This is a genomic window from Proteus sp. G2675, from assembly GCF_963886535.1.
GTDB classification, from domain to species: domain Bacteria; phylum Pseudomonadota; class Gammaproteobacteria; order Enterobacterales; family Enterobacteriaceae; genus Proteus; species Proteus mirabilis.
In genome coordinates, this window is the sequence record NZ_CAWPCB010000037.1 from 149,918 (window position 1) to 176,243 (window position 26,326).

General features: G+C 40.9%; 24 protein-coding genes. 6 read left to right on the top strand and 18 right to left on the bottom strand.

Translation table 11 applies throughout. The features are described from left to right. Window position 1: 1 nt before the first annotated feature. Together tamB and tamA are read right to left on the bottom strand one after the other, a co-directional pair. Window positions 2-3,823: an autotransporter assembly complex protein TamB gene (tamB, locus tag AACQ49_RS12840; RefSeq protein WP_088206886.1), complete on the bottom strand. Its 3,822-nt coding sequence runs from the start codon at window positions 3,821-3,823 to the stop codon at window positions 2-4. Next, complete coding sequence (tamA, locus tag AACQ49_RS12845) at window positions 3,820-5,562, bottom strand: autotransporter assembly complex protein TamA (RefSeq protein ID WP_161779080.1); 1,743 nt, start codon at window positions 5,560-5,562, stop codon at window positions 3,820-3,822. Before tamA ends, tamB begins: the two co-directional genes overlap by 4 nt. Before the next feature lie 137 nt (window positions 5,563-5,699). Here tamA and msrA point away from each other — a divergent pair, with 137 nt between their 5' ends. Both msrA and AACQ49_RS12855 read left to right on the top strand, forming a co-directional pair. Next, on the top strand, window positions 5,700-6,326 hold the full coding sequence (gene msrA / locus AACQ49_RS12850; RefSeq protein ID WP_004249614.1) for a peptide-methionine (S)-S-oxide reductase MsrA: 627 nt from the start codon (window positions 5,700-5,702) through the stop codon (window positions 6,324-6,326). A gap of 162 nt (window positions 6,327-6,488) precedes the next feature. After that, window positions 6,489-7,862, top strand: a complete 1,374-nt coding sequence (locus tag AACQ49_RS12855) for a hemolysin family protein (protein ID WP_012368722.1) — start codon at window positions 6,489-6,491, stop codon at window positions 7,860-7,862. 84 nt (window positions 7,863-7,946) lie between these two features. On the opposite strand, the gene AACQ49_RS12860 is transcribed toward AACQ49_RS12855, so the two are convergent. Further along, complete coding sequence (locus AACQ49_RS12860; protein WP_004246270.1) at window positions 7,947-8,153, bottom strand: DUF1107 domain-containing protein; 207 nt, start codon at window positions 8,151-8,153, stop codon at window positions 7,947-7,949. Between the two features lie 283 nt (window positions 8,154-8,436). On the opposite strand from AACQ49_RS12860, the gene AACQ49_RS12865 reads away from it, so the two are divergent. Then, the gene (locus AACQ49_RS12865) at window positions 8,437-8,997 is read left to right on the top strand and encodes a YtfJ family protein (protein ID WP_004246271.1); all 561 of its coding nucleotides are present in this window, start codon (window positions 8,437-8,439) and stop codon (window positions 8,995-8,997) included. A 57-nt stretch (window positions 8,998-9,054) separates the two neighbouring features. Here the strand turns inward: AACQ49_RS12865 and cysQ are convergent, their stop codons facing one another. Together cysQ and AACQ49_RS12875 are read right to left on the bottom strand one after the other, a co-directional pair. Further along, window positions 9,055-9,795, bottom strand: a complete 741-nt coding sequence (gene cysQ, locus AACQ49_RS12870; protein WP_004246272.1) for a 3'(2'),5'-bisphosphate nucleotidase CysQ — start codon at window positions 9,793-9,795, stop codon at window positions 9,055-9,057. 138 nt (window positions 9,796-9,933) lie between these two features. Further along, window positions 9,934-10,554, bottom strand: coding sequence for a peptidylprolyl isomerase (locus AACQ49_RS12875; protein WP_004246273.1), 621 nt, complete (start codon window positions 10,552-10,554; stop codon window positions 9,934-9,936). 259 nt (window positions 10,555-10,813) lie between these two features. Here AACQ49_RS12875 and AACQ49_RS12880 point away from each other — a divergent pair, with 259 nt between their 5' ends. Both AACQ49_RS12880 and AACQ49_RS12885 read left to right on the top strand, forming a co-directional pair. Further along, the gene (locus tag AACQ49_RS12880) at window positions 10,814-12,262 is read left to right on the top strand and encodes a succinate-semialdehyde dehydrogenase (RefSeq protein ID WP_161779081.1); all 1,449 of its coding nucleotides are present in this window, start codon (window positions 10,814-10,816) and stop codon (window positions 12,260-12,262) included. A 743-nt stretch (window positions 12,263-13,005) separates the two neighbouring features. Beyond that, a complete protein-coding gene (locus AACQ49_RS12885) occupies window positions 13,006-13,671 on the top strand; it encodes a hypothetical protein (protein WP_161779082.1) in 666 nt (221 codons plus the stop codon). Window positions 13,672-14,288: 617 nt separating this feature from the next. Here AACQ49_RS12885 and zinT read toward each other — a convergent pair. The 3 genes from zinT to AACQ49_RS12900 are packed head-to-tail and all read right to left on the bottom strand — an operon-like array spanning window position 14,289 to window position 15,324. Next, window positions 14,289-14,936, bottom strand: a complete 648-nt coding sequence (zinT, locus tag AACQ49_RS12890; RefSeq protein ID WP_004246276.1) for a metal-binding protein ZinT — start codon at window positions 14,934-14,936, stop codon at window positions 14,289-14,291. 3 nt (window positions 14,937-14,939) lie between these two features. Beyond that, window positions 14,940-15,065 (bottom strand): type B 50S ribosomal protein L36, encoded by a 126-nt coding sequence (ykgO, locus tag AACQ49_RS12895; RefSeq protein ID WP_004246277.1) that lies wholly within the window; start codon window positions 15,063-15,065, stop codon window positions 14,940-14,942. Between the two features lie 10 nt (window positions 15,066-15,075). Beyond that, a complete protein-coding gene (locus AACQ49_RS12900) occupies window positions 15,076-15,324 on the bottom strand; it encodes a type B 50S ribosomal protein L31 (protein WP_161779083.1) in 249 nt (82 codons plus the stop codon). Between the two features lie 370 nt (window positions 15,325-15,694). Between AACQ49_RS12900 and AACQ49_RS12905 the strand changes: the two genes are divergently transcribed. Then, window positions 15,695-16,354, top strand: coding sequence for an OapA family protein (locus AACQ49_RS12905; protein ID WP_004249623.1), 660 nt, complete (start codon window positions 15,695-15,697; stop codon window positions 16,352-16,354). A gap of 98 nt (window positions 16,355-16,452) precedes the next feature. On the opposite strand, the gene rplI is transcribed toward AACQ49_RS12905, so the two are convergent. From rplI to hflK, 10 genes are all read right to left on the bottom strand, one after another. After that, on the bottom strand, window positions 16,453-16,902 hold the full coding sequence (gene rplI / locus AACQ49_RS12910; RefSeq protein WP_004246281.1) for a 50S ribosomal protein L9: 450 nt from the start codon (window positions 16,900-16,902) through the stop codon (window positions 16,453-16,455). Between the two features lie 43 nt (window positions 16,903-16,945). After that, window positions 16,946-17,173 (bottom strand): 30S ribosomal protein S18, encoded by a 228-nt coding sequence (gene rpsR, locus AACQ49_RS12915; protein WP_000135199.1) that lies wholly within the window; start codon window positions 17,171-17,173, stop codon window positions 16,946-16,948. A 4-nt stretch (window positions 17,174-17,177) separates the two neighbouring features. Next, window positions 17,178-17,495, bottom strand: a complete 318-nt coding sequence (gene priB / locus AACQ49_RS12920; RefSeq protein ID WP_004246282.1) for a primosomal replication protein N — start codon at window positions 17,493-17,495, stop codon at window positions 17,178-17,180. 8 nt (window positions 17,496-17,503) lie between these two features. Then, window positions 17,504-17,899 carry a 30S ribosomal protein S6 gene (rpsF, locus tag AACQ49_RS12925; protein ID WP_004246283.1) on the bottom strand — a complete coding sequence of 132 codons (396 nt, stop codon included), beginning with the start codon at window positions 17,897-17,899 and terminating at the stop codon, window positions 17,504-17,506. A 160-nt stretch (window positions 17,900-18,059) separates the two neighbouring features. Beyond that, complete coding sequence (gene rlmB, locus AACQ49_RS12930) at window positions 18,060-18,791, bottom strand: 23S rRNA (guanosine(2251)-2'-O)-methyltransferase RlmB (RefSeq protein ID WP_170827695.1); 732 nt, start codon at window positions 18,789-18,791, stop codon at window positions 18,060-18,062. A 115-nt stretch (window positions 18,792-18,906) separates the two neighbouring features. Continuing rightward, entirely contained in the window at window positions 18,907-21,396 is a 2,490-nt protein-coding gene (gene rnr, locus AACQ49_RS12935; RefSeq protein ID WP_049256053.1) for a ribonuclease R, read from the bottom strand. Between the two features lie 38 nt (window positions 21,397-21,434). After that, window positions 21,435-21,863 (bottom strand): nitric oxide-sensing transcriptional repressor NsrR, encoded by a 429-nt coding sequence (gene nsrR / locus AACQ49_RS12940; RefSeq protein ID WP_004249627.1) that lies wholly within the window; start codon window positions 21,861-21,863, stop codon window positions 21,435-21,437. A 425-nt stretch (window positions 21,864-22,288) separates the two neighbouring features. Continuing rightward, window positions 22,289-23,587 (bottom strand): adenylosuccinate synthase, encoded by a 1,299-nt coding sequence (locus AACQ49_RS12945; protein WP_004249629.1) that lies wholly within the window; start codon window positions 23,585-23,587, stop codon window positions 22,289-22,291. Between the two features lie 451 nt (window positions 23,588-24,038). Further along, window positions 24,039-25,043: a protease modulator HflC gene (hflC, locus tag AACQ49_RS12950; RefSeq protein WP_004246288.1), complete on the bottom strand. Its 1,005-nt coding sequence runs from the start codon at window positions 25,041-25,043 to the stop codon at window positions 24,039-24,041. A 2-nt stretch (window positions 25,044-25,045) separates the two neighbouring features. Beyond that, window positions 25,046-26,320 carry an FtsH protease activity modulator HflK gene (gene hflK / locus AACQ49_RS12955; RefSeq protein ID WP_004246289.1) on the bottom strand — a complete coding sequence of 425 codons (1,275 nt, stop codon included), beginning with the start codon at window positions 26,318-26,320 and terminating at the stop codon, window positions 25,046-25,048. Between the last annotated feature and the right edge of the window lie 6 nt (window positions 26,321-26,326).

Consider the following 26,326-nt stretch of genomic DNA (forward strand, 5'->3'; position numbering starts at 1 on the left):
ATTAAAACTCAAATTGATAAAGCAGATCTATTGCCTGATTCATACCAGACACTGCTTGTAAATACAACCTGGGCATCAAGCGATAACGTAATGTTAACGTCGCTAGCGAATCAAATATACCCATCCCATACTTCACTTGTAAATCATCAGTTATCTTACCACTGACGACAACTTGTGAACTATCCCCTACACCTTGTGTATCTAACGCTAAATCAGAAATACCAAAGGTTTCGCCAATACGTCCTACGAGTTGTCCACTTTGTCCAACACCTAATCCTATTAGCATGGCTGTCATTTGTGCTGAATCAGAATCACCACTTGCTAATCCTTCACCTCTTAACAAGTAGGATAATGCTTCTTGTTGTGTTTTGGCCGGCTCAGAGAATATTTCCACTTTCGGCTTATCCGCAAGCCCGGTAACTTTAACCCCAGCAATGACATTATCTGCCGTATTATCAGGGTTACGTATCGCTTCAATATTTAAGTATGGCTGATCAACCGGCCCTGAGAACAAGATTTGCCCTTTACGTACTTGTAAATCTTGTCCATAAGCTTTGAATTCCCCGCGAGGAATATCCACTTGACCATTTAATCCCAACCCTTGCTTACTTTGAGCAACTTTTAATGCCCCTGTTAATCTGGCTTTCAATCCAAAGGCATCTAATGTGACATCATCGCCAATATTAATCGCCAAATTACTTTGAATAGGTATAGAAGTCTGCTTTGGTGCTATAGGTTGTAATTCTTTATCCAACATCACTTCATCAGAAGAGGCCGACACCGCAGACTCGGGTAATTCCTGCACCACGATACGAGCCCAAGGGATATCAATACGTCCATCTAATTTAAGCAAATGTGGATTAGCTTCAAAAACTAAGTCTGGGTTAACATCAATACGAACCATTGGTGGTAATGACACACGCAGTTTGTTGCCATTCGCAGCCACCACGGCACGCCACTCATCTAGTTTGCGCCAGTCCGCATTCCCCGTCAGATTTAAATAACCTTCCGGTGTTTCGATTCTACCGCTTAAATCAGAAGTCGCACCATTAAAGCGAATATCGACATTCCCTTTGGTGATGTCAAATGGGATCCAGTGACCAACTACTTTTAACTGGTTAATACCAAACTGCCCAAATAGCAATGGTGATTGTGCATTCCCCCCTAAACGTAGCTGTGCCCCTACACTACCTTGTGCTATTTCACCTTTACCCAAGAAAGGCTTAATCAGATCTAATGTCAGGTTATCAATATCAACCGTACCTGATAATTGACGTGTTTTTTCTAGATCAGCAACATTGATATGGCCTTTAAAGTCACCATTACCGGCAATACTAATCAACCATTGCAAGGTCGCTTTACCATTATTGATGCCCGCATTTAACGTAACTGCATCAAAATCAATAGGTAATACCGTACCATCGACATTTTGTTTTACACCAACGCCCTGACCTTTAAGGTTAACTGACGCTTTAGGTAATCCGCCTTTCGCATTCCAAGTTGCCGTAGCATCTCCCGTAAAGACACCGCGTAGCGCAGTTTCAGGAGGTAAGAATGGTTTTATCATGGCTAAATCAAAACGTGTTAACGTGATTGCCGCACTACCACTCTCACCTACAGTGATCTCTTTAGGTACACACAGTTGTGCATTAGGATTTACCCAGCAATGTGAACCAATCGTCACTTGCTGTTTTTCCGCTAATAAATTTAGCGCCATCGCTTTATTTAAACGCCATTCGCCTACAGGCGTATCAAATGCGGTATTGTTAAGTGTGCCTTGCCACTGCTGTTTTTCTTTATCAAACGAGCCGGCTAATGTCAGGCCACCCGATACGGGTTCCCCATCCATTTTCAAGGTAAGCTTATGCTGTTTTTCTGTCCCGGCCGCATCTAGCGTTAATTGACGAATAATCAAATCAGCCTGTTTTAACTGACGTGCCGTAATTGCCAGTTTGCCACTGATCACGTCATCTGACTGAATGTCACCTTTAACCACAACTGACCCAACACTGAGCTGATCTTGCCATTTGATCCCTTGTGCATTGATATCAGCAATAATTTTCGGCTTATTAATATCACCGCGAACATTCACTTTCCCTTTAATAACGCCCGCTAACCCCGGCACTAAACCATTTAACCCCGGAGCATTGATGTTCGCATCAAGCGCCCACTGCTCACCTAAGTGCCCCGCAATATCGAGATTATTTTTACCTAGAATTAAGGTTAATTGAGGAATATTCCATTGCCCCGAATCATTACCATAGGCGTTTCCTCGCGCCTTAATAAGATTATTTTTTAAATTACCATCTAAGGTAATTTCAGGCACTCGCAGTTGCCAACTGCCTCCATACAGGCTACCCGTTGTAGCAATACGTCCATCTAATTTCGCTGGCATATCGGGATATTGTTTAGCTGTATTAATACCAGAGATAGTCAATAATGCATTCCAGCTAATCGCCTTACTCCAATCTGCCACACCAGTAATATCCGCATGACCTTGTAATGCAGCTAAACGCAAACGAGTGAGTGCTATTTTCTCTTCATTCCCTTTAGCGTCTAGGGTCAATTTGGCTGGCGGGATCTCTTGTCCTTCAATATTAGAACGTAATGAAAGATCATAATTATCCGTCTGCCCATTAAGACGTAGTCGAGTATCATTAAGTTGATACTGCACATCTCCCGTTAAAGGCCAGCGCACTTTTTGGCTCTCTAAGGTTAATTTTAGTGGAAGATGTGCTTTAGCGAGCTCAGCTTGTGCATCAAGGCTTGCGGTAACAGTTCCTGTTAAAGAGAGTGCGAGTTTTAATTCATCAAGTATCGCACCTTGTAAGGACAGTGTCGCTTGCTGATCTTTAAACTCTTCCAATCCTGCCATCTCACGAAGCATCGCTTGCATATCTAGATTAACCGGCCACTGTTTATCCAGTGTAATTTGACCATTTAAACTGACTTCGCCTTCTGGCGCATCAATACTGAGCCTAGTGAGATTAACCTGTTGACCTTGCGTATTGGCTTGAAAAGAGAGTTGATTAATAGTCACAGGCGTATCACCACTAACTTGTAACTGTTTACCTTCTATCCCCTCCACATTGATATCAACAGGAATAATAATTTCGGGTAACTGCGCTAATAAAGGCTTGGCGAAAATTGTCTTAATAGTGTCAGCTAGTGCCTGCTCTTGCTCTTGCGGTGTTTTAGGCTCCGCTTGAGGCGTCGTTGCTGCAACTTCTTTTACATCTTGCGCCATGGCGGCAACACTACCGTCTTCGGGTGTTTTCGGTAACGCCACCAACAAATCATTAATGACTGTCGGTTTTAAGGTAACTTGACGCCCTTCCCATTGTGCTGCCGTAGTAAACTCATTGAGTGATAGGGCCATATCATCAATTTGTACACGCGTATTGGCTAATGAGAGAGAGTTTAAATAGATAGGTAAAGGGGCATTAAGCTCAGTTAAAGGCTCAGAAGGGGGTGTTTCTTGTGCTGGAGGGAGTGCACTGGTATCTACATTGACGATAACATCACGTGTGCCTAAGGCCTCAACACACAGTTGTTTGTCCTTCAAGCAGCTTAAATTTAAGCCTAGTGATAACTCCCCCACATTGACGTCTACACCCGGCATTTGATACTCAACACCCGTTAAACGTAAATCTTGCCAACCGCCATTAACACTATTAATGGTTAAACCTGGCACCCAACGAGCTGCACTATTAATGGCAAAATGTAGCCCTGATTGCGTCCCTAAAATCCATGCAAGAGCACCTAAAACCAGTAAAATGATGATAAGTAGCGTTAGTGTTATCCTTTTCAACCACTTCATCATAACTCAGCTCCTAACCCAATATAAAACTGTAACTTACGCTCTTCACCACTATTGACTGGAACGGCTAAATCAAACTTTATAGGCCCGACTGGAGATGCCCAACGAACCCCCGCACCCGCACCTGTTTTAAAATCACTTTTCGTAAAATCGTTAACGGCTTCACCACTATCAACAAATACAGCTCCCCACCAATTTCCAGTTACGTTATATTGGTATTCAGCAGATCCCGTTAGCATTCTTGATGCCCCTGTTAATTTACCTTTGCTATCTTCCGGTGAAATACTTTGGTATTTATAACCCCTAATACTTCTATCGCCACCGGCAAAGAAACGTAATTCGGGTGGCACTTTCTCAAATTGATTCGTTTCAATCCAGTCAAACGTCCCTCTGACCACAAAACGGTGGCCTTCCCAAGGCGTGCGTATCCACACTTGCTGAGCTTGTAGGGCGAGAAATTCAACATCAGATCCCCATATTTTATTGGAATAATCGACTGAATAACGTTGGCTATCCCCCCAATAAGGCATCATGCCACCCCGTTGGCGTACGCGACTTGCATTCGCACCAGGATAAAGCAACATGGTTGTATTGGTAACATCACCTTGGGTAAAGTGGCTCAGACTCCAGCGGGTATTAATACTGTATTGCCATCCCGTTGACATATCCCAGTTACGAGAAACGTTCAGTGTGGTGGTATCCGAACGAGTATCATTTAAATCTGTACGTTTATAGCCGCCTTGAATGCCATAATATTGTTCTAATGGGTTAACTTTTAATGGAATTTTATAATTAGCACCAATAGATTGCTCAGGCTTAGAAATACTCATATTCGATGTTAAACTATGGCCCCTAGAATTTATCCAAGGTTTATCCCACTGCATATTTAATCGAGGTCCGACATCTGTGGCAAAACCGCCCCCTAGCTCCATATAGTTACGTGAACGAGGGGTAACAACGGCATCCATTGGTAGCAAATAATTGCCTTCACTACGTGCTTTAGCGATATTAGGTGTGACAACCGCCGAATTAAACCATCCTGTGGCAGCTAAGCGTCGATTAAACTCTGCCAAATCTTCAGAAGAGTAATATTCCCCTTCTTTAAAAGGCACAATATTTTGTAGGTAGTCTTCACGAATTTGTGAGCCAGTATAATTCACTTTACCAAAACGGTAACGTTCACCACTATTAAAGACAAAATCCCAATAAGAGGCGTGATTATCTAAAGAGACACCGAGCTGGCTTTTTTCCATATCTGCATCAAAGTAACCACGACGAATAGCAAGCCCTGTTAACGAGCCTTTTAATTTTTCATATTCGGCATGATTTAACACACTATCAAGAGGGGGAGTGTTTTCTTTAATCACTTTGGCATATTGTTCATCTGTTTTAGCTCCCCCTTCCAGTACAATATTGACCCCTTTTAACAGTACGGGAATACCAAGCTCAACCTTTGCTGTTAATACAGGGCGTGTCGGAGGGGTATTTTCTTGATAAGAGAAAGTGACCGTTGGCTGATAATAACCTAAAGGCCGTAGGCCCTCTTTAATTGCCTTTTCAACACGCGCACGAAAACGCCCGTCTGGTGCAACTTCTTCTGTTGTTATGTTTGATAGCTGGACTCGTACATTCTTTTCGAGTTGCCCTTCTAAACCTTCTACTTTTAAACGTAAATTTGCCCCATAAGCAAAAGACGTTATAGAAGACAGACAGAGAACGTAGATAACGGAGTATCTCGGCACGTTTTCTCCTCAATATTATTTATATCATTCGGTAATTGACGACAAATAGTTTTAAGCTTTATTGTAGATTTAGTTTATAACAATATTAAACCTTTACCATAGTAAAGCGTTTACAAATATAAAATTTGGAGTTTACCTTGCAACATAAAGCTTATCATCCTGAGCATGCCGTAATCGGCAGCACAACGCCATTAGAAATTTCTGCTAATCATGCCGTCAATGGGCATTCTATCCGTGAGATCCCAGAAAATATGCAAATTGCTTATTTTGCCATGGGCTGCTTTTGGGGCGTTGAACGCCTATTTTGGCAACAACCCGGTGTTTATAGCACAAGTGCCGGTTATAGCGGTGGTGTAACAGAAAATCCCACCTATGAGCAAGTTTGCCAAGGCCGTACCGGTCATGCAGAGGTCGTTCGTGTGGTATTTGATCCGACCCTTATCAGCTATCAACAATTATTGGCTATTTTTTGGGAGAATCATGACCCTTCCCAAGGTATGCGCCAAGGTAATGATATTGGTAGCCAATATCGCTCGGCCATTTATACCCTAACCCCAGAGCAATATGCACAAGCTATTGAGTCAAAACAACGTTATCAACAAGCTATCAATAGTGAAGGGGCACATAAAGAGATCACCACTGAAATACAACCTGCCGGACCTTTCTATTTTGCTGAAGATTATCATCAGCAATACCTATTTAAAAACCCTCAAGGTTATTGTGGACTTGGTGGCATTGGTATCTGTTTTCCACCGGCAAACTAACACTAGCAGAAAATAGCAGGGCGATGATATAATTACGCCCTCTTATCTATCTTTGTGTCTATTTTTATAAAATAGTCTATCACAATATATTGATTTATCTTCGATTATTAACACTCAAGTATTACCCTCTGGATTTAATACTCTGGGTGATGTGAGCCTTATATGCTTAATAGTTTACTCATTGTGCTTTTGCTGTGTGCCATTAGCGCCTTTTTTTCGCTGTCTGAAATATCACTGGCGGCCTCCCGTCGTATTAAACTCAAACAGTTGGTTGACGAAGGAAATATCAACGCTGCTCGTGTATTAAAAATGCAAGAAACCCCCGGTATGTTTTTTACCGTGGTACAAATTGGTCTTAACGCCGTTGCCATTTTGGCGGGTATTGTCGGTGAATCTGCTTTTTCTCCCGCATTAAAAGATCTCTTTTCCCGCTTTTTAGAAGCACCTCTCGCGCAACAATTAGGATCGGTCTGTTCATTTATTATCGTCACATCGATGTTTATTCTGCTTGCCGATTTAACTCCTAAACGTATCGGCATGATCAAGCCAGAAGTCATTGCACTGAAAATTGTTAATCCTATGCGTTTTTGTCTCGCCTTATTCCGCCCTTTAGTTTGGTTGTTTAATGGCATGGCAGATCTTATCTTTAAACTATTTAAAATCCCGATGGTAAGAAATGAAGATATTACATCTGATGATATCTTTGCGATTGTCGAAGCCGGTGCCGTAGCGGGGGTATTACGTAAACAAGAGCACGAATTAATTGAAAATGTCTTTGAATTAGAATCACGTACCGTACCATCAGCCATGACACCACGTGAAGATGTTGTCTACTTTGATCGCGAAGAGACAGAAGAAGATATTAAGCATAAAATTGCCACTCAGCCCCACTCTAAATTCTTAGTTTGTGAAGGGGATATAGACCATATTATTGGTTATGTAGATTCAAAAGAGCTACTCAACCGTGTGATCAATGGGCAAAGTCTTAACCTCAAAGAAGGTGTGCATATCCGTAAAGCCCTTATTATTCCGGATACCTTAACTTTATCTGACATGCTAGAAAGCTTTAAAACCTCAGGGGAAGATTTTGCCATTATTCTCAATGAATATGCGATGGTGATGGGCGTTATCACCTTAAATGACGTGATGACCACTTTAATGGGCGATCTGATTGGCCCGGGCCAAGAAGAGCAAATCGTCAGTCGTGATGAGCATTCATGGTTGGTTGAAGGTGGAACACCTATTGATGATGTTATGCGGGCATTAGATATTGATGATTTCCCGGATTCTAGCAATTACGAAACCATTGCTGGGTTTATGATGTTCCGTTTGCGTAAGATCCCCAAACGTACTGACTATGTGAAGTTTGCAGGTTATAAATTTGAAGTGGTGGATATTGATAACTATAAAATTGATCAACTGCTTGTCACTAAAATTGATGATATTCCGCCAGTAAAACCGGTTTTGCAAGAAGCAATACCTGCTCCTCAAACAACGGCAGAAGTGCCTTTTGAGCACGAAGAGCATAAAGCCTAAATCAACTGGTAACAAACTGAAATTAATAACTGAGTCTTATCGTAAAAGCACAAGATATAGACTCAGTTATCTATCAGATAAAAGTTAGCCCATTTCAGCTTTGAGTAAAACCACCTGCTGGTTAACTTCACTCATCACATTAAAATGCAGCTTATCTTTTATTTTCGGCAATAAAATTTTACCGTAATCGAACTCAAATGCGCCCATTCCTTTGATATAAAACCGTCCACGAAATAACGTCTTAACGTAGAGAGCAATTTTTTCTGGGTTATAGCGATTGAAGATCTTCATCTTTCAGTTAGTCTCCCATGCTCAGTTGTGAATTTAATCAGTCATAAAGACCGATCTTTATATACCAAATTTAAAGACCTAATTATAAGTACTAGGTTCCATTTATTTAAATTTCTTATCTATTTTTACACTTATTGACAGTAAAGAAGATAAGTCGAGACTGTGAATACTTTATCTTACACCCTATATGTTAAAAAAATGTATCAACAATGAGGTATTATTCTTTTTTAGCCTCTATGCTTAAATAGCCGATAAAGTCGAATTTAATAATAGGACAATAACGATGCACAAAATAACCTTGGCTGCACTTTTGCTTAGCACATCTACATGGGTATTTGCCCATAATATTACTGAAGAAACTCTCCTACCGGCGATCTCTGTGAGTGACAAAGGGGAGCTTCTTTATGATGGTGCCAAAGATAAATTTAGCTATCAAAATTGGAATAGCGGACTACTTAGTGGCAAAGTACGCACAATTCAACATATCGCTGGACGCAGTAAGGCTAAAGAGATGAATGCGCCACTGATTGAAGCCATCAAACAAGCCAAATTTCCACAAAATAGTTATCAGACAACCACTATCATCAATACTGATGATGCTATCTTTGGTACTGGGCCTTTTGTTCGCGGTAGTGTTGAAGACAGTAAAAAAGAGTTTCCTTGGTCACAATTTATTGTTGATGCTGATGGTGTAGCGCAAAAAGGTTGGGGACTAGAAAAAGAGAGTTCAGCAATTATTGTGCTGGATAAACAAGGAAAAGTTCGTTTTGTCAAAGAAGGTGTATTAAGTGGTGCAGAAATAACTTCCGCCATTAACCTTATCAATGACTTAATTAAAGAATAGTATTTAAATTATCTGTATCGGAGCCCTTTAAACTTAAGGGCTCTGCTCTCGTTATCATTAGAAAATAGAAACTCTAAAACCAGGATTTATCAGTGATTCTCTCGGTGAATAATCAAGTGTCACCCCTTTCCAATCGGTAACATGTGCCCCTGCGGCTATCGCAATGGCGTGTCCTGCTGCAGTATCCCATGTATGAGTAGGTCCAAAACGAGGATAAAGCTGAGCTTTTCCTTCCGCCACTAGACAAAATTTTAATGAAGATCCAACAGCCACTGTTTGGTGCTCACCCAATTGCGATAAATATTCTTTTAATTCATCATCTTGATGAGAACGACTAATAACAATCACGGGGGGTTCAGCACGGCTGACTTTTATTGGTAAACGCTGACCACAGGTTTCTTTCCATGCCTGTTTATTGGCTGCTGAGTAGAGAATATTTTGTACTGGTGCATACACAACGCCTAATACCGGCACACCCTGTTCAATCAACGCAATATTAACCGTAAACTCACCATTTTTATTGATAAACTCTTTGGTACCATCGAGGGGATCAATCAGCCAATAACGTTGCCAATGGCGACGTTCTTCCCACGCAGGAGGATCTTCTTCAGATAATTGAGGAATATCTGGCGCAATACTGGCAAGTCCTTGCTTAATAATTTGATGGGCGGCTAAATCTGCTGCAGTAACCGGTGAATGGTCACTCTTTTCCTGTACTTCAATTGGCGCTGATTGTTGATAAATTTGCATTATCGCCTGACCCGCTTGGCGGGCTAATTCGCTGACTTGTTCTAACATAATGCACCTCACTTATTTTTATAAGAATGGTACTCACTCTTATAAAAATCAATTATCTTGCACTCTCTTTACTCTAGTATAGAGACAAAAATAGCCGGAAAAAACCGGCTATAGTGTTATTTTTTGCAGAAGAAGAAATTATAAAATTTCTAATAGTTCTACTTCGAAAACTAATGTTGCAAAAGGAGGAATAGCCGCCCCCGCACCACGTTCACCATAAGCTAATTGGTAAGGAATATATAATTCCCATTTAGAGCCTACTGGCATCAAGGTTAATGCTTCAATCCATCCTGCAATCACCCCATTAACAGGGAATTCTGCTGGCTGACCACGCTGTACTGAGCTATCAAATACCGTACCATCGATTAAACGACCAGTATAATGCACACGAACATGATCAGTACGAGCTGGAATAGCGCCATCTCCTGCTTTCAGTACTTTGTACTGTAAACCAGATTCAGTGACTTGCACGCCTTCTTTTTTTACATTTTCTGCTAAGAATACTTTGCCGGCTTCTGCCAGTGCCGCTTGACGCTCTTGACGAACAGCTTCAGCACGCTCATGCATAGTACGTAAAGCATTGTGTAACGTTTCAACAGGTACAGAAGGAGTATTGCCTTCTAACGCGTCAGTCAAGCCGGCAAGCAGTGCTGCTGGCTCTAATCCTTGGAGACCTGATTCAGTCAGTTGTTGACCGACTTGCAGACCAATACCGTAACTTGCCTGCGATTCAATAGAATCAAATGATGGTTTTGACATGAAAAAATACCTGTTTTTATGAAAGTTAGTGCCAAGAATAACAGTGGTAAGCTAGAGCGTAAACCTCCCGTCTTGGCTAATCGCGATTATTCGTCGAAAACGCGATAAATTTGCGCTATTTGTCATGGATTTTGACCTTTCTTGACGATATTTTTCAGACTTTTTTTCACAAGCCCCTCACACAAGCATATAATTAAAGACAAGGTAGCTCTGTTAACCCAGCGCTCAATATCAATATATATGTTCAGAGAGGTACGAAGTGAAAATAACTGACAATCCCTATTTCCGTGAACAAGGATATATTGACGGTATTTGGTGTGATGCAAAAAGCAAAGACACGGTTGAAGTGATTGATCCTGCAACAAATCAGCCCATTGGTACTGTGCCAAATATGGCAACAGAAGAAGCCAAAGCGGCTGTTGATGCAGCCGCCAAAGCATTACCGACATGGCGTGCGTTAACCGCACATCAAAGAAGCACTTTACTGCAACGCTGGTTCCAACTGATACAGGATAACAAGCGTCAACTTGCAGAACTGATGACGTTTGAACAAGGTAAACCCGTGGCCGAAGCTGAAGGCGAAATCACCTACGCAGCCTCATTTATTGAGTGGTTTGCTGAGCAAGGTAAAAGAACCAACGGTGAAATTATCCCCTCCCCTTCATCAGATAAGCGGCTTATGGTGATCAAACAAGGGATTGGTGTTTGTGCGGCTATCACACCTTGGAACTTCCCTGCTGCCATGATCACCCGTAAAGCAGCCCCAGCATTAGCAGCTGGGTGTACTATGGTGATAAAACCTGCCAACGAAACCCCCTATACAGCCCTTGCGTTAGCTGAATTAGCCGCGCAAGCAGGAATACCTGCCGGTGTTATTAATATTGTCACCGGTGATGCAGTTAAAATCGGTGAAGTGTTCACATCAGACAACCGCGTGCGTAAATTGAGTTTTACTGGCTCTACAGGGGTTGGCCGTTTATTAATGCGCCAATGTGCTGACAGTGTGAAAAAAGTCTCACTGGAGCTAGGGGGAAATGCGCCATTTATTGTCTTTAATGACGCCGATATTGAGAAAGCGGTTGCAGGTGCTATGGGGGCGAAATTCCGTAACGCCGGACAGACTTGCGTGTGTGCAAATCGTTTTTATATCCATAAAGATGTATATCAACAATTTAGTGAACGCTTTGTTGCTAAGGTTAAAAAACTAAAAGTCGGTAATGGCTTTACCGAAGGCGTGACTATTGGGCCTCTTATTAATCATAAGGCGGTAGAAAAATCACAATCACTCCTTGCTGATACCTTACAACGCGGTGCGACACTGCTATGTGGTGGTGAAAGAGATAAAGCAGGTGAAAATTTCTTTCAGCCTACCGTGGTCGGTAATGTGCCTGCTGATAGTCATATTCTTGAAGAAGAGATCTTTGGCCCCGTGGCACCTTTAGTCATTTTTGACAATGAAGAAGAAGTAGTACATCTAGCCAATAATACCATCTATGGCTTAGCCGCTTATTTCTACAGTGAAGATCCACAACGTATTTGGCGTGTGGCTGAAAATCTAGAATATGGCATGGTCGGTATTAACACGGGTCTAATTTCCAATGAAGTGGCTCCTTTCGGTGGTATAAAGCAGTCTGGCTTAGGTCGTGAAGGCTCTGAGCATGGTATTGAGGACTATATGGAAATGAAATACCTCTGCCAAGGCCTGTAAACGAGGCCACTGATTAACAGTAAAAGTCATCGCAAGGACGCGATTGCTTTTTGCAACCATTATCTTTTATTAAATAAACAATACCCTCGATAATTATCAAGGGTATTGATGTCAGCCCAATAGGTTATTTCTTCACTTTAATTAACCTAGCGTCGGTTTAAGCCATCGCTCTAAGCTTTGCTTTTCTGGATTTGTTAAATTAAATGTGCTTTTCCAGTTTTAAACAATAATCTATTAATCCCATAAGCAGATCCAAGATAAAATAATGTACACTGTGATGCAGTGGTATGTGTAAGTTGTGACACCTCTTAGGCTAGTTGGATCAATAAATTCAATACTCGTTGGTTGTCCTTTTAAGTAAGCAAAAAAGAATTGGGTGGGACTAACATACTTGGCATGACACCAGTAAACGGGTATAGCTCAATAAGGCTAGGAAAATTTTTTATGATATATCGCGAAAAATCCGGTATATAAATGTATTGATAGAAAAATGCAACGTCATAAGCCCACTAAATTATAATACATCGTAGGTTCCTTTGTGTGAACTGTTGTTTCATGGTCGAAAGTTTTGATCATGTGCCTAACGTTTACTCCTCTGTTTTTTATCTCAAGTTCAGGTTAATTAAAAAATATAATAGGTAGGGATGAAAATAATTTTTTAATCTTCATTGCATTGTTATATTAAACAAACTATATTTCAGGAAAATAATTATCTATAATTAATGAATAGGAAGGAGTCTATAGTGGGTATCTATCATTATAAACCAGACAATAATGATCAATTAATTAGTGAATTGATTCTTCCACATACGAATGAATCATATAAAGAAATGCTTGCAAAAATAAAAAATATCTTAGCTAATGAAAATAAAAAGCGATTTCGTTATATTCGTTATATAACTTATATTTGTTTTTTTATTTTAGTGCTAGATGCTTTACTTGTTAATATTACGGGGACTAATGCTATAATAAGAGATAATTTTTCAGCAGGACTGATAATTGTACAAATTGCGGGTATCCTTTTTATCATAGGAGGCCTGCTCTTATTGCTAATAAGAATGGCCGTTTTCTTTTCATTTAGAGAAAATATTAAAGCAATAAAATTAAAAAAATTAACACCAGAAAATCCGATAATATTTAAGTTTTATGATACAGGAATTACCTTTAAAGAGCCTCATCAACATGGATCATTATATTGGCAAGCTTTTACTTTGATTGAATTGACAAATGATTATCTATATTTAAGCTTATGCCCAGAAAACACAGAGAAAGGAAAAGAGACTGCAGGTATTTCAGATCTTTTTATTCTGACGGAAAATCTAAGTAATGTCGATAGCCTGATTTCATTATTATCTCATGAATATTTTCTTAGTAGTTTTACTTTTCGTGATAATCGTAAAAAGAAATAGGAATAATTCATTAAATTGAGATTGATTCAAGCCATCTCTCTAAGTTCTATTTTTCTATACTTGTTAACTTAAGTGATGGCTTTCCCAGTTTTAAACAATAAGCAATTAATTCCCACGCAGATCCAAGATAAAATAATGCACACTGTGATGCAGTGGTGTGTGTAAGTTGCGACACCTTTTTAGGCTAGTTGGATCAATAAATTCAATACCCGTAGGTTGCCCTTTTAGGTAAGTAAAAAACTAAGTAGGACTAACATGCTTGGTATACGTCAGTAAGCCGATACAGCTCAATAAGGTTAGAAAAATTTTTTATGATATATCACGAAAAATCCCATATATAAATGTGTTGATAGAAAAATATAGCAAAATAGTGATCGTCATAATTACACAGTCATTCATTTTATCTTGACGCAATTACGGGTATTCATCACTTTCAATTAGATATTTTTTCATTCAGGTAAAAAATATTTTATAAATCATCGATATGACAGAATAAGTCAACTAAATTATGCATCGTGGGTTCCTTTGTGCGAACAGTTGTTTCATGGTCGGAAGATCTGATCACAGAACCCACGTTTAATACCTTTTTTATTTTTCTTATTCCAAGTTCACTTTAATTAGTGATAAAGCATTTCATGAACAATATCTTCCCCTTTCATTGAATAAGGGTAATAGGTTGGCCAATTAGTTAGCTCTTTAAGTAATTCATCTTGTGAACTATTTCCCATATATAGATGAAAATGCTGTGCTTTTTCTGGTGCAATAATATGATCGCTAAACTGAATAAACCGTGGAGCTTGGCTGTTGGCATCGTCACATCTAAACAGATAGCGAACACCTTTTTTACCCGATTGATAATGTAGAATACGATAACCATCATAGTGATATTCACAGCTATCGACTTTATCACCACGATGAAACTCTACGATATTATTCTCAATACCAATCATATCAACATCGGTTTTATAGCCTTGTGTATAGTAAGCTCGATATTGTTCTACTGTTTTATCTTGCTTCGTCTCCGCTTTCTTTTGCAAAACGATATCTAATTCGCCACTACGCAGATAGGGTTCAACAGATTGCCATACGCCATCCCAATCGCTTAATGAGCGATTGAGAACGTCCTTGTCCTCAAAAATCCCATTCGCAGCATCTATTTGTGCTTGTGTGCGTACTTTTTCATGATGATGTCCATGTGCCAAAACAGACATAGCACTACCTAAAAAACCCATAATCAAAAGACAAGAAAGGATTGGTTTTTGCATAGGTTACCCCTGAACGGCTTTAAAACGTGGATTTGATTTGCAAATTACATACAGACGTCCACGACGGCGTACCACTTTACAATCAGGGTGGCGCAGCTTCGCACTCTTTAATGAACTTAATACTTGCATTTTTTCTTCCCTAATTAACAAATCGGCCAAAACGCTTATTAAAGCGTGCCACATTACCTTCTTGAGAATGTGTTTTTTGTTTACCGGTATAAAATGGATGAGACTGAGAAGAGATATCTAAAGTGACATAAGGATAGCGTTGCCCCTCATACTCAATAGTTTTATCAGTTTGAATGGTTGATCCCACTTTAAAATAAGCATCTACGCTAGTGTCATGAAAAATGACAGTACGATATTGTGGATGAATATTTTCTTTCATACTCGCCCTCTTTATGTAATGTTATAATATAACAATATTGAGTTGCGATAATGTAGCGCCTTTTTATTTTAATGGCTAGTTTTTTTGATCATTTTTTTTATATACCTATTAGTGATAGTGGCATCTCTACATGTTGCAAGGGGTGAGGCAACATAGAACATTTGATTAAGCAGAGTAAGTCTATTAAGCAAATAAATGCTAAACATTCGCCACATTATGCCGTTGAATAGATAACACTCAGTATTCTTCTGTCTCGCTTAATCGCACAACTATAGACGATTAAGCATCGGGTGCTTTTGGTAACACCTTCAAGGACGTAATCAAATTAAAGAGATAATTCTGAAAAGAATTCAGGGAGCAGGTAAGGATCATGGTTCGTGCTAGTATGGCAACAAGAAATAAAAAAGAGGTTACAATTAGTGATAGTGATTCACAGTTCAATCATGAGGTGAATATGGGCAAATTCCCAGGCTTACATCGTCGAGCAATCGTTGTTATTGCCATTATTTTGTTAGTCGTTTTTTTCTGGCCAACAAGTGAAAATACCACCCCACCTCAACCCTCATCTTCGACACAAGATCTTCCTGTGCCTGTAGCACCTTCTGTCTCAAATGAAACACAAAATGTCCCTAATACACTACCACCAGCACAAGATAGTCTAAATGCTGAGCAAGAGACAGAAGACTTACCAGAAGAAGGTGAAGCCAATAATACCAATGACAATACGCCAGTAAATACAACGCCTCAAACACCGTCAACCGCGACTGAAAATTGGCAAACTTATACCATTAAAGAGGGGCAAACCCTTGCACAACTATTTAGAGATAATCAGTTGCTTGTCAATGATGCGTTTACTATGGCGAAATCAGAAGGCCCACAAAAGCCGTTAAGCCAGTTACGCGCCGGACAAACCATTCGTTTACAACGAGGTTCACAAGGTGAAGTAAGTATGCTTGAAGTGACTGACAATACCGGTACTGTTATTACCTTCACACGGCTAAGTGATGGTAGTTATTATCGTACGCCATAGTGTCAACAAGCGGTGTGGAGAAATAGAGCAAATAACCTATATAAAAAACGCCAGCTAAGCTGGCGTTTTTCTATCAACATAACTGTTTAATCTAATGATTATTCAGCAACGATGATTACATTCAGTTCAGCGAATACGTCACTGTGAACTTGGAAGTGAACTTCGTGGTCACCAGTTGTACGCAGAACGCCGTTTGGCAGGCGAACTTCGCTCTTACAAATTTCAACGCCAGCTGCAGTTACTGCATCAGCGATGTCACGTGTACCGATTGAACCAAACAGTTTACCTTCGTCACCCGCTTTAGAGCTGATAGTGACAGAACCCAGCGCAGTGATTTTCGCTGCACGAGCTTCAGCTGCTGCTAAAGTTTCAGCTAATTTAGCTTCTAACTCAGCACGACGCGCTTCGAAAAACTCGATGTTTTTCTTAGTCGCAGAAACAGCTTTACCCTGTGGGATTAAATAGTTACGAGCATAGCCCGATTTTACGTTAACCTGATCACCCAGGCTACCCAGATTCGCTACTTTATCAAGCAGAATAATTTGCATTACCTTATCCTCTACAAGTCATTAATGGACTATATAATACCTATTACTGATGACGATCAGTATAAGGTAATAAAGACAGGTAGCGCGCGCGCTTGATAGCACGAGCCAGCTGACGCTGGTATTTTGCACGAGTACCGGTGATACGGCTTGGTACAATTTTACCACTTTCAGTGATATAGTTTTTCAGCGTAGCGATGTCTTTATAATCAATCTCTTGTACGCCTTCCGCTGTGAAACGGCAGAACTTACGACGACGGAAATAACGTGCCATATGGCTAGTCTCCAGAATCTATCAATTCAATCTGTTCGGCATGCAATACCAGTTTAAACAATCCATTTCTCGCCTGATGGCTACTAATGAATCCTGAAACGGTAACTTTGCTACCGACCGTTATACTGTGAGTATCAGTTTGTAACGCTTTCCCACTGGCAATAATGGGCATTCTGCACCATGATTGTCTTTTTAATCCCGCTTCTTCTTGTGTTGAACGATGTTCAATCACAAATTGGCAATGCGGGATCCCAGCAGGGCTAACTTTTCGTATCAATGCTTTGCACACAGTGCCTGTTAGCACTAATCGATTAGCCGTCACAACACTAATTACTCTTCAGAATCCTCTGCTACATCATCAACTTCTTCTTCATCAAGATCTTCAGCAACATCGCGACGACGTTCGTCTTTTGCTTTAACCATTGGTGAAGCTTCAGTCACTGCGTGTTTAGTACGCATGATCATGTTGCGGAGCACGGCATCATTGAAGCGGAAAGTAGTTTCCAGTTCATCAATCACTTCTTGCGGAGCTTCAACGTTCATCAGAACGTAGTGTGCTTTGTGCAGTTTGTTGATTGGATAAGCCAGTTGACGACGACCCCAGTCTTCGAGACGGTGGATCTGACCATTAGCATTAGTGATAGCGGTTTTATAACGTTCGATCATACCAGGAACTTGTTCGCTCTGGTCTGGGTGAACCATAAAAACGATTTCGTAATGACGCATTTGATATTGCTCCTTACGGATTTATCAGCCTCCTGTCAGGGTCAGTCACCACCCATGGAGGCAAGGAACTTGTTTAAGTGTGACTGAAAAAATTGACGCGTAACTATACCCCCCCACGCAATAAAACTCAAGGGAGGAAGAGAATAAAATACGCGCAGTGTTATTTTACAGAAATACGCTGACGCATTGCTTCAAATAAACAAACTCCGGTTGCCACGGAGACATTTAATGAAGAGACTGAGCCTGCCATAGGAATACTGATTAACTCATCACAATGTTCGCGGGTTAAACGGCGCATTCCTTCACCTTCAGCCCCCATAACCAAAGCTAAAGGCCCTGTGAGTTTGCTTTGATATAATGTATGATCCGCTTCCCCCGCGGTGCCAACAATCCAGATGTTCTCTTCTTGTAATAAGCGTAAAGTACGTGCCAGATTGGTTACACGGATCAAAGGTACGCTTTCTGCAGCACCACAAGCGACTTTTTTCGCCGTGGCATTTAATTGAGCTGAGCGATCTTTTGGTACAATGACTGCGTGAACACCAGCCGCATCAGCACTACGTAAGCATGCCCCTAAGTTGTGTGGATCAGTCACACCATCTAACACTAATAGAAAAGGTGTACCTACTTCAGCTAATAAGTCCGGTAAATCTTGTTCTTGGTACTGACGACTAGGTTTTACCTTAGCAATTATCCCTTGGTGAACCGCACCTTCAGTTTGATTATCTAACCATTGGCGATTAGCAACTTGAACTAAAATCCCTTGTTCTTCCAACGCATGGATCACCGGCATTAAACGACGATCTTCGCGTCCTTTTAACACATAAACTTCTTTAAAACGTGTCGGATCACGCTCAAGCAGTGCTTTTACTGCGTGAATACCATAAATAATATCTTCGCTCATAGCGGTTGTTACTCGTTAAAAAATAAAAGGCACAATAACAGATAAAAGGCGGAAAATCCGCCTTTTTAATAGGAGTCAAACAGTGAATGACTTCGTTGTATAACTACGCTTTAGTGCGTTTCGCCGCACGTTTGGCTTTTAATTTCGCCTCTATCTTTTTGGTTTGTGCAGAGGCTTTTTTGCGTTTAGTACTCGCCTTGTCCTTCGCAATTTTCTCTTTAATGACTTTATCTTTACTCTGTTTTTCTTTACTTAATTTACCTTTTCTAAAGGCACTATCAGGTTCAAAGTTTTTGTCTTTGCTGGCATCACGACGACGAGACTTACTACTGCTCGCATTTTTCTTGTCTTTTCCCCCTTTTAACGCACGAACACGTGCTGTTTTCCCGGGGTTACGTGCTTTACGTGTTGTTGAAATCAATGAGAAGTCAATAGTACGTTCATCCATACTGACCGCTTCAACTTTCACTTCAACTTCATCACCCAGACGATACACCTGACCGGATGACTCACCAATTAAACGCTGTCCAACATTATCAAATTGATAGTAATCATTATTTAATGTGGATACATGAACAAGACCATCAATAAATAGATCGTTTAAGCGCACAAAGAAACCGAAACCAGTGACACTGGTAATAATACCGGTAAATTGCTGACCAATTTGATCAAGCATGAAATCACATTTCAGCCAATCAGCCACATCACGGGTTGCTTCATCCGCCCGACGTTCAGTTAAAGAGCAGTGTTCCCCTAACTGAAGCATGGTATCCATATCACTATGATAGCCACCCGTTGGTGTCCAGCGTTGTGAGCCATGGCCTTGCTGTTTCGCTATCTGGTATTTAATAGCACGATGTAATGCTAAGTCAGGATAACGACGGATGGGTGAAGTGAAGTGAGCATAAGATTTTAATGCTAAACCAAAGTGACCTCGATTTTCAGGATCGTAAATCGCCTGTTTCATGGAGCGCAATACCATGGTTTGTAGCATTTCGTGATCTGGACGCTCTTCGACTTCTTTCATGACTCGCGCATAATCGCCTGGCTCCGGTGTTAATCCTCCCGGTAACGTTAAACCCAGTTCATTAAATACCGAACGTAAATTCATTACGCTCTCTTCTTTGGGTTTATCATGCACACGATATAACGCAGGCTCTTCATTTTTCTCAACAAAACGCGCCGCCGCAATATTGGCTAAAATCATGCACTCTTCAATTAATTTATGTGCATCATTACGTACAACCGGTTCGATACGATCGATACGACGTTCTGCATTGAAAATAAATTTCGCTTCTTCCGATTCAAAACCAATGGCACCACGCTGTTCACGCGCCTTATCGAGGGCTTGGTATAGCTCATAAAGGTGCTCAATATCTTTTACGATCGGTTGGTAGTGCTCACGTAACTCTTCATCACCTTGAATGATTTTCCATACTTTGGTGTAAGTCATTCGCGCGTGAGAGCTCATTACGGCTTCATAGAATTTATAAGATGAAAGGCGCCCCTGCTCAGAAACGGTCATTTCACAAACCATACATAAACGGTCGACTTGTGGATTTAATGAACATAATCCATTCGACAGTACTTCTGGCAGCATAGGGACAACTTGAGATGGGAAATAGACCGAATTGCCTCGGCTACGCGCTTCTGTGTCTAATGCAGTTTGAGGGCGTACATAATAGCTCACATCTGCAATTGCTACCCATAAACGCCAGCCCCCGCCTTTTTTACGCTGGCAATAAACGGCATCATCAAAGTCTCGCGCATCTTCACCATCAATGGTAATTAAAGGGAGATCACGCAAATCAACGCGGCCTTGTTTCGCTGACTCTGGCACATCTTCTTTTAAATCAGCGATTTCTTTTTCTACTTTAGGTGGCCAAGTATGAGGAATTTCATGGGTGCGTAGTGCAATTTCTACCGCAATTCCCGTCCCCATAGTTTCACCTAAAATTTCAACAATGCGTCCTACCGCTTGAGTACGCCGTGTTGGTCTTGTGGTAACTTCAACCACCACCACATTCCCCATACGTGCGCCCATGATATCTTCTTTAGGGATAAGAATATCAAAACTTAAACGGCTATCGTCAGGTACTACAAATCCCATACCTGACTCAATAAAATAGCGCCCAACAATTTGGCTGTTTCTGGGTTCAAGAACACGAACGACGCGACCTTCTCGACGCCCTTTTCTATCCATGCCTAGGGGTTGCGCTAAAATCACATCACCATGCATGGTTTTTTTCATTTCATCTTGTGAAAGATAGAGATCATCCTTTTGGCCTTCCGCACGTAAAAAACCATAGCCGTCACGGTGACCGATAACTTTACCTTTCCAAAGATCGAGGCGTTCAGGTAAGGCATAACACTGACGTCGAGTAAAAACTAACTGACCATCTCGTTCCATAGCCCGTAAACGACGACGTAATGCTTCCAGATTTTCTTCACCTGAAATTTTCAATGCCTGCGCGATATCTTCACGGCTCATCGGGGCCGGGCGTTTCTTCATTTCTTCTAAAATAAATTCACGACTAGCAATTGGAGAGGCGTATTTTTCGGCTTCTCTATCCTGAAAAGGATCTTTGGACATTATGACCTCCAAGCTATCAGAATGATGAAATTGTCGACTCAAACATCTTCTAATAACAATTTATATAAGGGGCTGTTGTTTTCTACCAATTCAGCCAGTGTATGACGGTCTAGCTCTTTCAAAAACTGTTCTATCGCTTGATTTAATACAAGTTTTAATCGACAAGCTGGGGTGATATGACAAAACTCAGCACTACAGTTAACCAGTGAAAGCGGCTCTAAAGCACGAACGACCTCGCCGACAATAATATCAGCGGCAGGTTTACCTAAGCGTATACCACCATTTTTTCCACGTATCGCTTCGACAAATCCCATATGACTTAGCTGATTAATAATCTTAACCATATGATTACGTGACACACCATAGACCTGCGTCACTTCGGTGATGCTCGTCATTTTGCCTTCTGGCAATGAAGCCATATATATCAACGCCCGCAATCCATAATCTGTAAAACTGGTTAATTGCACAATGACCTCTGAAAAGTAAAACTCCCAGTTAAAGAAGTTAAAGGATAAATAATGAGTAATGAGAATATCATTTTATTAAGCAATATTATGTTTAATTTTTGGACATTTAGCAAAGATATACTCAAAAGTCCGCGCTTTTAGGCTTACTCACCACAACCATTAAAATAATAGCGATATCATAGGCAAAGAAAAAGCGATCCTGTCGCTTTTCAACAGATCGCTTCTCTTAGTTGACAACAAAATAACGTTATCTTATTTCACTTCTGACCATAGCCCTAAAACAAAAACGCAACCGAGCGGGAAAGAGTTTTTCGTTTTATTGCTAATCAACATAGTGACTCAGTTCGGCTTTGTTACAGATACGAAAAAATCGCCCCTGTCATTTTCAGGGACGATTTTCACATCAAACCAATTAATACAATAAATTATGCATCAAATGGATGACGGAGAATAATCGTTTCTGAACGATCTGGACCTGTAGAAACAATATCAACAGGCACACCAGTTAACTCTTCAACGCGTTTAATATAATTTAACGCAGCTTGTGGTAACTGTGCTTTATCTTTAACGCCGAAAGTGCTTTCGTTCCAGCCAGGCATAGATTCATAAATAGGCTCAATACCTTCCCAATCATCTGCTGCTAATGGTGTAGTTTCAATCACTTCGCCATTTGGTAAGCGATAACCTACACACACTTTAACTTCTTTCAGACCATCTAAGACATCAAGTTTGGTCATGCAGAAGCCTGACAATGAGTTGATTTGAACAGCACGGCGGATAGCAATAATATCTAACCAACCAGTACGGCGACTACGACCTGTTGTTGCACCGAACTCTTGGCCTTTTTCACGCAGGAAATCGCCGGTTTCGTCAAATAATTCTGTAGGGAATGGACCTGCACCAACACGGGTAGAATAGGCTTTAATGATACCTAATACATAACCAACATAACGAGGACCTAAGCCTGAACCTGTTGCAACACCACCTGCGGTGGTATTTGAAGAGGTGACATACGGATAAGTACCGTGATCGATATCTAATAGAGTACCTTGCGCCCCTTCAAACATCACTAACTCACCTTTTTGTGTTGCTTTGTAAAGTAAGTCAGAAACGTCAACAACCATCCCAGTTAAGATATCAGCGATCGCCATGATATCGTCTAAGGTTTTTTGGTAATCAACAGGCTCAACTTTGTAATAATTAACCAGTTGGAAATTATGGTATTCGATGATCTCTTTAAGCTTCTGAGCGAATGCTTTTTTATCAAATAGATCACCAACACGTAAACCACGGCGTGCGACTTTATCTTCATAAGCAGGACCAATACCACGACCCGTAGTACCAATCGCTTTCTCACCACGCGCCTTTTCACGGGCGTTATCTAATGCAATGTGATAAGGCAGAATTAATGGGCAAGCTTCTGACAGCAGTAGACGTGAACGAACAGGAATACCACGCTCTTCGAGCTGTGTCATTTCTTTCATCAGTGCTTCTGGCGATAATACGACACCGTTTGCGATGATGCTGACAACATTTTCACGAAGAATGCCTGATGGGATTAAGTGGAGAACGGTTTTTTCACCGTCAATGACTAGGGTGTGACCTGCGTTATGTCCGCCTTGGTAACGAACAACATACTTAGCGCGTTCTGTCAGCAAGTCGACGATCTTGCCTTTGCCTTCGTCACCCCATTGGGTGCCTAATACGACAACGTTATTACTCATTTCAAAATACACTCGGTTGCTTAAAAAAGGATTCTACCATCTCAATTCAAGAGTTACAGTAGATTTTATCTAATTATGCCATCCCCGCTTTTAAGCAATAGATTATCTTGCCATTGTCAATATTTTTGCCCGAAAAAACCACATCACAAGATATTTGTGATTTTTATCAACAGTTTTGATCGCAAAAACAGGAAGCAGAGTGACATAAAAGTGAAAATGGCTAAGAAGACGCCTCGGGATTGCCGAAGGTTTATCTTGAAATGCAATTTTCACTTTATACTATCTCAGCTAAAGGCAATTTGGAAATGGTTGCGAGCGATTTTTCGTTTCATTCAATAATAAAAAATGATTTTCTTTATTCGTTTTAATTCTATCTGCTTGATTAAAAGCTAAAAAAATCCCCTAAGTTTTATCTTAGGGGATGATTATTTATTTTCTTGAACGATGACGATTACTCTTCAATCGCTCTCGCTTTAGTTGGTGCTTTCATATAGCGTAAGAAATCGCTATCTGGACTTAACACCATGACGTCATTACCGTCTTTATTAAAGCTATTCTCATAAGCACGTAAGCTACGGATAAACGCATAGAAGTCAGGATCTTGACTGAATGCATCAGCAAATAGTTTAGTTGCTTGCGCATCCCCTTCACCTCGAATACGTAACGATTCACGCTCCGATTCAGCTAAGGTTTCTGTCACTGTTTTATCTGCTGCAGCACGGATTTTCACCGCTTCTTCTTGACCTTGTGAACGGTGACGACGAGCAACCGCTTCACGCTCTGCACGCATACGTTGATAAATGGCTTCAGAAACTTCCATTGGTAAGTTGATTTGTTTGATACGAACATCAATCACTTCAATACCTAATGCCGCCATACTGTTCATATTGATAGCAGGGGCTTTACCTTTGGTCTCTTCTGCCACTTTCTTCGCAGCAATAGCAATAGCATCATCTGCATCACTTTTATCGCGAGAAGGTGTACCTTCATTCAACGCATTACGTACATCAATGGTTAAACGACCACGTGAATCAGTGATAATTTGGTTTACACTCATACGACCAATTTCAGAGCGTAAACGGTCACTAAATTTACGACGCAATAAGGTTTCTGCTTGCATCGTATTACCACCACCAGTAGCTAGGTAGTAAGTACTAAAATCACTGATACGCCATTTCAGATAAGAGTCAACTAACAAGTCTTTGTTCTCACCTGATAAGAAGCGATCTTGCTGGATATTCATCGTTTGGATACGCGCATCCAGTTTTTTCACATTCTCAATAAATGGAATTTTAAAGTGAATACCCGGTTCATAAACGACCGGTTTATTTTCACCATCACGTACCACTTTCGAGAAACGTAAAATAATACCGCGTTCATATTGTTGCACGACAAATACTGAGGAGTACAACAACGCTAAAATAATAACTGCAACAACAGCGATAACTTTACGCATGATTATTGTCCTCCTTGATTAGAGCCATAAGGCTGACCATAACCACCACTATTATTGCTACCATATCCACCGTTACCATAAGTTGTTGCTGGTTTCTGAGTAGGTGTTGTGTTGGTACTTGGCGTAGGGGTTGAAATACGCGCAGGTGCCTCTGTGACACTATTAAATGACGTTGGCGCTTTTGGTTGCTGGCGTAACATTTGCTCTAAAGGCAGAACCAACATACTGTTACCTTTGTCATTGGCAATGACTTTACGTGTTTTCGACAACACTTTTTCCATTGTTTCAATATACAGACGCTCACGAGTAATTTCCGGTGCTGCGCGATATTCAGGTAAGATTTTGGCGAAACTCGCCACCTCACCTTCTGCTTTCATCACCACACTCGTTTTATAAGCGGTTGCTTCTTCAATCATACGTTGTGCGTTACCTTTCGCTAATGGTAACACTTCGTTTTTATAAGCCTCAGCCTGACGAATGGTTTTCTGCTCTTCTTCTCGTGCCGCAATTACGTCATCGAATGCCGCTTTTACCGCTTCTGGTGGGCGAGCAACTTGGAAGTTGACGTCCACAATGGAGATCCCCATTTTATAAGGGCGGATCGTCTCTTCTAATTCTTGACGGGTTTGATCACGAATTTCTGAACGGTTCGATGTCAGGATCTTTTCCATTTCTGAACGACCAATTACACCACGGACGGCACTGTCTGTCGCTTGTCCTAGGCTATTCATTGGCGTTGTGACATTAAAGAGAAATGCTTCTGGATCTGAGACAACATATTGAACGTTTATCTCAACTTGAACCATGTTTTCATCTGATGTCAACATCATGCCACCCGTAGTTAAATCACGGATGGTTTTTACGTTGACAGGCTGAACTTCATCAATGAAAGTCGGTTTCCAGTTTAAACCAGGCTCGACGATTTGGTAAAATTTACCGAAACGAGTCACAACACCTTGTTCGGCTTCTTTAATGGTATAAAAACCACTGGCAGCCCAAACGACAACCACTGCACCTAATGCAAGAGAAACTAATACGTTTCCAGCATTACCACGAGGTCCGCCATTTTGCCCAGAAGAGGAGTTTCCTCCTTTTTTACCACCGAAACCGCCAAGTTTTGCACTCAGTTTCCGGAACAAATCATCGAGATCTGATGCTTTACGATCCCGACCTCCTTGATTACCGTTAGAGTTCCCGTCGCCGTTATTATTACCGCCGTTTCGGTTCCCCCACGGGTCGCGGTCTTGTCCGTTGTTACCGGGCTGATTCCACGCCATGTTCTA